7 protein-coding genes are annotated in these 7149 nt (G+C 69.6%); all 7 read left to right on the top strand.

What is annotated here, in order from left to right:
- On the top strand, positions 1-556 hold a 556-nt coding region (locus tag VBO01S_RS30140), incomplete at its 5' end, for a fumarylacetoacetate hydrolase family protein (protein ID WP_082818345.1).
- Positions 557-588: 32 nt separating this feature from the next.
- Positions 589-1359, top strand: coding sequence for a fumarylacetoacetate hydrolase family protein (locus tag VBO01S_RS30135; RefSeq protein WP_062482558.1), 771 nt, complete (start codon positions 589-591; stop codon positions 1357-1359).
- Positions 1360-1396: 37 nt separating this feature from the next.
- Entirely contained in the window at positions 1397-2623 is a 1227-nt protein-coding gene (locus VBO01S_RS30130) for a pyridoxal-phosphate-dependent aminotransferase family protein (RefSeq protein WP_062482555.1), read from the top strand.
- A 218-nt stretch (positions 2624-2841) separates the two neighbouring features.
- Complete coding sequence (locus VBO01S_RS30125; RefSeq protein ID WP_062482552.1) at positions 2842-4167, top strand: MFS transporter; 1326 nt, start codon at positions 2842-2844, stop codon at positions 4165-4167.
- 25 nt (positions 4168-4192) lie between these two features.
- A complete protein-coding gene (locus tag VBO01S_RS30120) occupies positions 4193-4921 on the top strand; it encodes a maleate cis-trans isomerase family protein (protein WP_062482549.1) in 729 nt (242 codons plus the stop codon).
- Between the two features lie 46 nt (positions 4922-4967).
- Positions 4968-6395 carry a dihydropyrimidinase gene (gene hydA, locus VBO01S_RS30115; protein ID WP_062482546.1) on the top strand — a complete coding sequence of 476 codons (1428 nt, stop codon included), beginning with the start codon at positions 4968-4970 and terminating at the stop codon, positions 6393-6395.
- A gap of 16 nt (positions 6396-6411) precedes the next feature.
- A partial coding sequence (locus tag VBO01S_RS30110; RefSeq protein ID WP_062482544.1) for an aspartate/glutamate racemase family protein occupies positions 6412-7149 on the top strand: 738 nt, incomplete at its 3' end.

The following is a 7149-nucleotide window of genomic DNA, read 5'->3' as shown; positions in this document are numbered from 1 at the left end:
CGCGCCGCTGCCGGCCGAGGGGTTGGTGCCCGGCGGCGCGTCGCTGGTCGGCGGTGCATGGCATCTGCGCGGCGTCGAGGCCGAGCTTGCGTTCCGCCTCGGCACCGACCTGCCGCCGCGCGCATTGCCTTACACCCGCGACGAGGTCGCCGGTGCCATCGCGGAAGTGCTGCTCGTGATCGAGGTAGCGGAGACCCGCCTGATCGACTGGCTCGACGCCAGCCCCTCGGCGCTGCTGGCCGACCTGCTGTGCCACGGCGGCCTCGTGCTCGGCGAGCCCGCGCCTTTCGAACGGTCGTGGCTCGACCTCGCACAGACCGAGGTCGTGATGCATTTCGACGCGCAGGTCGTCGCCCACACGGTCGGGGAGCACACGCACCCCGACGTCGGCGCACTGCTCGTGTGGCTCGCCAACGAAGGTGCGGCGCGTGGCCAGGGCCTGCGGGCCGGCCAGGTCGTGACGACCGGTTCGTGCACCGGCATGTTGTTCGCCTCGCAGGGCACGGCCGTGCGGGCGGAAGTGAAGGGGCTCGCGCCGTTGCACGCGCGCTTCTGATTTCTTTCCTGGGATCACTGGAGGAACCCGATATGTCCCATTCAACGATCGACGCGGTGGCGCAGGCGCTGGTGCGTGCGCGCAGCGCGCACGTCGCGAGCCCGGCGGCCGACGTGGCCGGAGGGCTCGCGCAGGCCGACGAGGCCTACGCCGTGCAGCAGCAGGTGGCGCAGGCGCTCGGCTGGTTCGGTGCGGCGCCGCCCCGGTACTGGAAGGCCGGCGGCCCGTCGCGCGATGCCGTGCTGACGCATGCGCCGCTGCCGCCGCGCGGCGTATGGACCAGCCCGGCCACGGCCGGCGACTGGCCGTTCCACCTCCGGGGCATCGAGGCCGAGATCGCGCTGCGCATCGGGCTCGACGTCGATGCGGCCCTGGCATCGGCGCTCGATGCGGACAGCGCACGCGCGCTGGTCGATGCGATGACGGTCTCGATCGAGATCGTCGATTCCCGCTGGCAGGAGGCCCTCGACGCGCCCGCGCTGTGCAAGCTGGCCGACCTGCAATCGCACGGCGCGCTGGTGCTCGGCGAGTGGGGGCCGTTCGTCGCCCGCGACTGGGCCGCGCAGGCCTGCGAGGTGCGCATCGGCGCGCGCGCGACCGTGATGCGTCGCGGCACGCATTCGCTCGGCGATCCCGCCTGGCTGCTGCCCGTGTGGCTGCGCCACGCCACGCGCCATGGCCAGACCGTCGCGGCCGGCACCGTCGTCACAACCGGCACCTGGGTCGGCATTCTCGAAGCGGGCGAGGGCGACCTCGTCACCGCCGAATTCCCGGGCATCGGCCACGCGTCGGTGCAGCTCTAGCACTTTCCACAACCCATCCAGAACGGAGACACCCCCCATGATCGCGCTCGACAACCACCCCAGCGGCCGCCACTTCCTGCAGATCCCGGGCCCCAGCCCCGTGCCCGACCGCATCCTGCGGGCCATCAGCCTGCCGACCATCGACCACCGCGGGCCTGAGTTCGCCACGCTGGGAAAGAAGGTCATCGGCGGGCTGCAGCAGGTGTTCCAGACCCGGCACCCGGTTGTCGTCTATCCCGCGTCGGGCACCGGCGCCTGGGAGGCGGCGCTGGTCAACGTGATGAGCCCGGGCGACCACGTGCTGATGTTCGAGACCGGCCACTTCGCGACGCTGTGGCAGAAGATGGCGCGCCGGCTCGGTCTGGAGCCCGAGTTCCTCGCGCTCGAAGGCAGCGACGAGACCGGCCTGCCGCGCAGTTGGCGCCACGGCGTGCAGGCCGACCTGATCGAGCAGCGCCTGCGCCAGGACACCACGCACCACATCAAGGCCGTGTGCGTGGTGCACAACGAGACCTCGACGGGCGTCACCTCCGACATCGCCGCGGTGCGCCGCGCGATCGATGCGGCGGGCCATCCGGCGCTGCTGATGGTCGACACCATCTCGGGCCTGGCGAGCGCCGACTACCGGCACGACGAGTGGGGCGTGGACGTCACCGTCAGCGGCTCGCAGAAGGGCCTCATGCTGCCGCCGGGCATCAGCTTCAACGCGGTGTCGCCCAAGGCGCTCGAGGTGGCGAAGACCGCGCGCCTGCCCAAGGCCTTCTGGGCCTGGGACGAGATCATCGAGATGAACCAGGGCGGCTACTGGCCCTACACGCCGAGCACGAACCTGCTGTACGGCCTCAGCGAGGCGCTGGACATGGTGCTCGAACAGGGCCTGCCCGTGATCTTCGCGCGCCACCAGCGCTGGGCCCGGGGCGTGCGCGCCGCCGTGCAGGCCTGGGGCCTGCCGACGCAGTGCGCCGACGAGTGCGTGCACTCGCCCGTGCTGACCGGCGTCATCACGCCGCAGGGCGTCGATGCCGACGCGCTGCGCCGCCTCATCCACCAGCGCTTCGACCTCTCGCTGGGCGCGGGCCTGGGCAAGCTGCGGGGCCGCATGTTCCGCATTGGCCACCTGGGCGACTGCAACGACCTCACGCTGATGGCCGCATTGACCGGCATCGAGATGGGTTTCAAGCTGGCCGGCGTGCCGGTGGCCGGCAGCGGGGTGCTGGCGGCCATGGCGTACTTTGCGCAAACACCGGCCGCCGACGCCGCGTGATCCCTCGGGAAGGGGCTGCAGTCTAGGTGCTCTCCACTATCGTCAACAAGATTGTCAACATTGTTGTTGACGTTAATTTCGACAAAGCCTAAATTCCGCCCCACAGCCTCGGTGGTGCACTGGACCGGACCAGCCCGACCCGCGACTGCAAAGTTCGCCAGCGTGCCGGGTCGTTTCCTTGCAAGCTGGCATCCGTGCCACTGCAAGGAGACAAACCGATGCAAAACACCATGACGGACGGCGCCAAGGCGACCGCCGCAGCGCCCGACGCCGCCCTCCAGCCCACCAAGGTGCGCTGGAAGATCTTCCTGATGATGTTGTTCCTGATCTCGATCAACTACATCGACCGGGCCTCGCTCTCGGTGGCCATGCCGCTGATCGCCAAGGAATTCGACATCGGCCCGGCCGTGCAGGGCCTGCTGCTCAGCTCCTTCTTCTGGACCTATGCGCTGATGCAGATCCCGGGCGGCATGCTGGCCGACCGCTTCGGCCCGCGCGTCGTCATTGCCGGCGCCACCGTGGGCTGGGGCTTCTTCCAGGCCATCGCCGCGGCCTGCACCGGCTGGGTGCCCCTGCTGCTCACGCGGCTGGGCCTGGGCGCGGCCGAGGCGCCGATCTACCCGGCGGGCGGCAAGCTCAACGGCATCTGGATGACGCAGACCGAACGCGGGCGCGGCGCCACTCTGCTCGACGGCGGCGCGCCCCTGGGCGCGGCGCTGGGCGCGATCCTGATCTCGGCGCTGATCGCCGTGCTCGGCTCGTGGCGCCTGGCCTTCGTGATCGCCGGCGTCGGCACCGTCATCGCCGGCTACTTCGCCTGGCGCTACATCCGCAACCATCCGCGCCAGCATCCCGACGTGAACGAAGCCGAGGCGCGCTACATCGAGGCCAGCCATGCCGCCGACGCCGCCAAGGAATCGGCCAATGCCAGCGGCCGCGTGCTCGACTTCTTCCGCTACCGCTCGGTGTGGGGCATGTTCTTCGGCTGGATGTGCTTCAACGCGCTGTTCTACGGCCTGCTCACCTGGATGCCCAACTACCTGTCGAAGGTGCACGGCTTCGACATCAAGCAGATGGGCGGTGCGGTGTTCATCATGTTCTTCTCGGGCTTCGTCGGCGAAATGTTCGGCGGCTGGCTGGCCGACAAATGGATGGCGGCCGGCGCGTCGCAGAGCAAGGTGCTGCGCACGCTGTTCGGCATCTCGTCGATCATCGCGACCATCGCCATCTTCATGGTGACGCGGATCACGGACCCGGTCGCGGTGGTCGTGCTGCTGTCGGTCACGCTGTTCTTCCTGCGCTGGTGCGGCCTGTTCTGGTGCGTGCCGTCGATCCTCGGCACGCGTGCCCGGGTCGGCTTCCTGGGCGGCACGATGAACCTGGGCGGCAACGTGGCGGGCATCGGCGTGCCGATCGTGGTCGGCCTGATCGTGCAGGCCACCGGCTCGTACTTCATGGCGCTGATGCTGTTCACGGCCGCCGGTGCGGGCCTGTTCGTCTGCTCGACGATGCTGATCGACTACAGCAAGAAGCTGCCGGTCTGATGCCAACCATCCCGACTTCCATCTCATGACCTCTCGCAAACTCATCGGCGTGCTCACGCCTTCCTCGAACACGGCGCTCGAACCGCTGACCAGTGCGATGGTCGCGGCCGTGCCAGGCGTCTCGGCGCATTTCTCGCGCTTCACCGTCACCGAGATCTCGATGCGCGATGCGTCGCTGAACCAGTTCGATGACAGCAAGATCCTCGAGGCCGCGCGGCTGCTGGCCGACGCGCGCGTCGACACCATCTGCTGGAGCGGCACCTCGGCCAGCTGGCTCGGCTTCGAGAAAGACCAGGCGCTGTGCGCGCGCATCACCGAGGCGACCGGCATCCCGGCGACCACCTCGGTGCTGGCGCTCAACGAACTGCTGGCCGCGGAGGGCGCGCGCACGCTGGGGCTGGTGTCGCCGTACGTCGAGGATGTGCAGCGGCGCATCGTCGCCAACTACGCGGGCATCGGCATCGACTGCGTGGCCGAACGCCACCTGGACCTCACGGTGAACTTCTCGTTCAGCGAGGTCGAGCCCGACACGCTGCGCCGCATGCTGCGCGAGGTGGCGCAGCAGCGTCCCGACGCCATCACCATCATGTGCACCAACCTGAGCGGCGCGCAGCTGGTCGAGGAGATGGAGCGCGAGCTCGGCATCCCGATCTACGACTCGGTGGCCACCGTGGTCTGGCGCGCGCTGAAGACGGTCGGCGTCGCGCCGGGCGCCGTGAAGGGCTGGGGCCGGCTGTTCGACGCAACAGCCTGAGCGTTCGCCACCGCCCCCGACACAGACAGAAAAGCAAAGAAAGACCATGACCTTCCGCGACCTCGATCTCGTGGTGCGCAACGCCCGCGTTGCCACCGCCAGCGACACCTTCGATTCGGACATCGGCATCCGCGATGGCCGCATCGTGCAGCTCGGCCTCGGCCTGCCGCCCGGCCGGCAGGAGATCGACGCCGCCGGCCGCTACGTGACGCCGGGCGGCGTCGACGCCCACTGCCACCTCGACCAGCCGATGGAGCCGCCCGTGCGCATGGCCGACGACTTCGGCTCGGGCACCCGCGCCGCGGCCTGCGGCGGCACGACCACCGTGATTCCGTTCGCCGCGCAGCAGAAGGGCCAGTCGCTGCGCGCCGCCGTGCAGGACTACCACCAGCGCGCCGAGGGCCGCGCCCACGTCGACCACGCCTTCCACCTGATCGTGAGCGACCCGACCGAGGAGGTGCTCAAGCACGAGCTGCCGCAGCTCATCGCCGAGGGCTACACCTCGTTCAAGATCTACATGACCTACGACGATCTGAAGCTGGACGACGGCCAGATCCTCGACGTGCTGTCGGTGGCGAGAGAGCAGGGCGCGATGGCCATGATCCACGCCGAGAACGCCGACTGCATCGAGTGGCTGACCAAGCGACTCGAAGCCAGCGGGCGCACCGCGCCGCGCTTTCATGCGCATTCGCGGCCGATGCTGGTCGAGCGCGAGGCGACGCACCGCGCCATCGCGCTGTCGGAGCTGGTCGACGTGCCGATCATGATCGTGCACGTGTCGGGGCGCGAAGCCGTCGAGCAGATCCGCTGGGCGCGCGCGCACGGCCTGAGCGTGTTCGCCGAAACGTGCCCGCAGTATTTGTTCCTGACCGCTGAAGACCTGGGCATCGACGACAGCTACCAGGGCGCGCGCTGCGTCTGCAGCCCGCCGCCGCGCAACCGCGAGAACCAGCAGGTGATCTGGAATGGGCTGTCCGACGGGCTGTTCACGATCTTCTCGTCGGACCATGCGCCGTTCCGCTATGACGCGCCCGAGGGCAAGAAGCCCGGCGGCGAAGAGGTGGCGTTCCGCCACATCCCGAACGGCATTCCCGGCATCGAGACGCGGTTGCCGCTCCTGTTCTCGCACGGCGTGCTCGACGGGCGAATCACCATCAACAAGTTCGTCGAGCTGACGTCCACCAACCCCGCCAAGGCCTACGGGCTGCACCCGCGCAAGGGCACGATCGCCGTGGGCGCCGATGCCGACCTCGTGGTCTGGGGCACCACGCCGCGCGCCATCCGCAACGCCGACCTGCACCACGACGTCGACTACACGCCCTACGAGGGCATCGAGGTGAAGGCCTGGCCGGCGCTGACGCTGGCGCGCGGTGAAGTCGTGTGGGACGGCGAACGCTTCCATCCGCGCGCCGGACGCGGAGAATTCCTGCGCCGGGGCGAGCCCACCTTGCTGCCGAGCCGCCGACCCGCCTGAACCTGGAGCCACCGCCATGAACCTGCTGCTCATCAACCCCAACACCTCGCAAAGCGTCTCCGACCTGATCGCGGCCGAGGCCCGGCGCGCGGCCGCGAGCGACACGCACATCGAGGTGGTCACGGCGCCCTTCGGCGTGGCCTACATCGAGACCCGCTTCGAATCGCTGATCGGCGCCTACGCCGCCGCCACGCTCGCGGCCGAGCACCACACGCGGCACGACGCCATCGTGGTCGCGGCCTTCGGCGACCCCGGCATCGACGGCCTGCGCGAGGCGCTCGACGTCCCCGTGGTCGGCCTCACCGAAGCCGCGCTCATGAGTGCGTGCCTGCTGGGCAAGCGCTTCTCGATCGTCGCGATCTCGCGGCGCATCACGGCGTGGTACCGGGAGTGCGTGCAGGCCAACGGCCTCATCGACCGGTTGGCGAGCATCCGCAGCCTGGACGGTCCGCTCAAGGACATCGGCCATGTGCAGGACGACCACGGCCAGCGCCTGAAGGCCCTGTGCATGTCGGCCATCGAGAACGACGGCGCGGACGTGATCATCATTGCCGGCGCGCCGCTGGCGGGCTTGGCGCGCTCGATCAAGGACCGCATTCCGGTTCCCGTGGTCGACGGCGTGTCGAGCGCCGTGTGCCATGCGCAGACGCTCGTCTCGCTGGCACCTGCACCGGCGCGCCTGGGCAGTTTTGCGCCGCCGCCGATCAAGCCGAACCACGGGCTGCCCGAGGCGCTGGCGCGGCTGCTGGCACGC

Origin of the sequence: Variovorax boronicumulans NBRC 103145 (assembly GCF_001591345.1) — a bacterium.
Taxonomy (GTDB): Bacteria; Pseudomonadota; Gammaproteobacteria; order Burkholderiales; family Burkholderiaceae_C; genus Variovorax; species Variovorax boronicumulans.
This window is presented reverse-complemented; position numbering and strand designations above follow the sequence as displayed.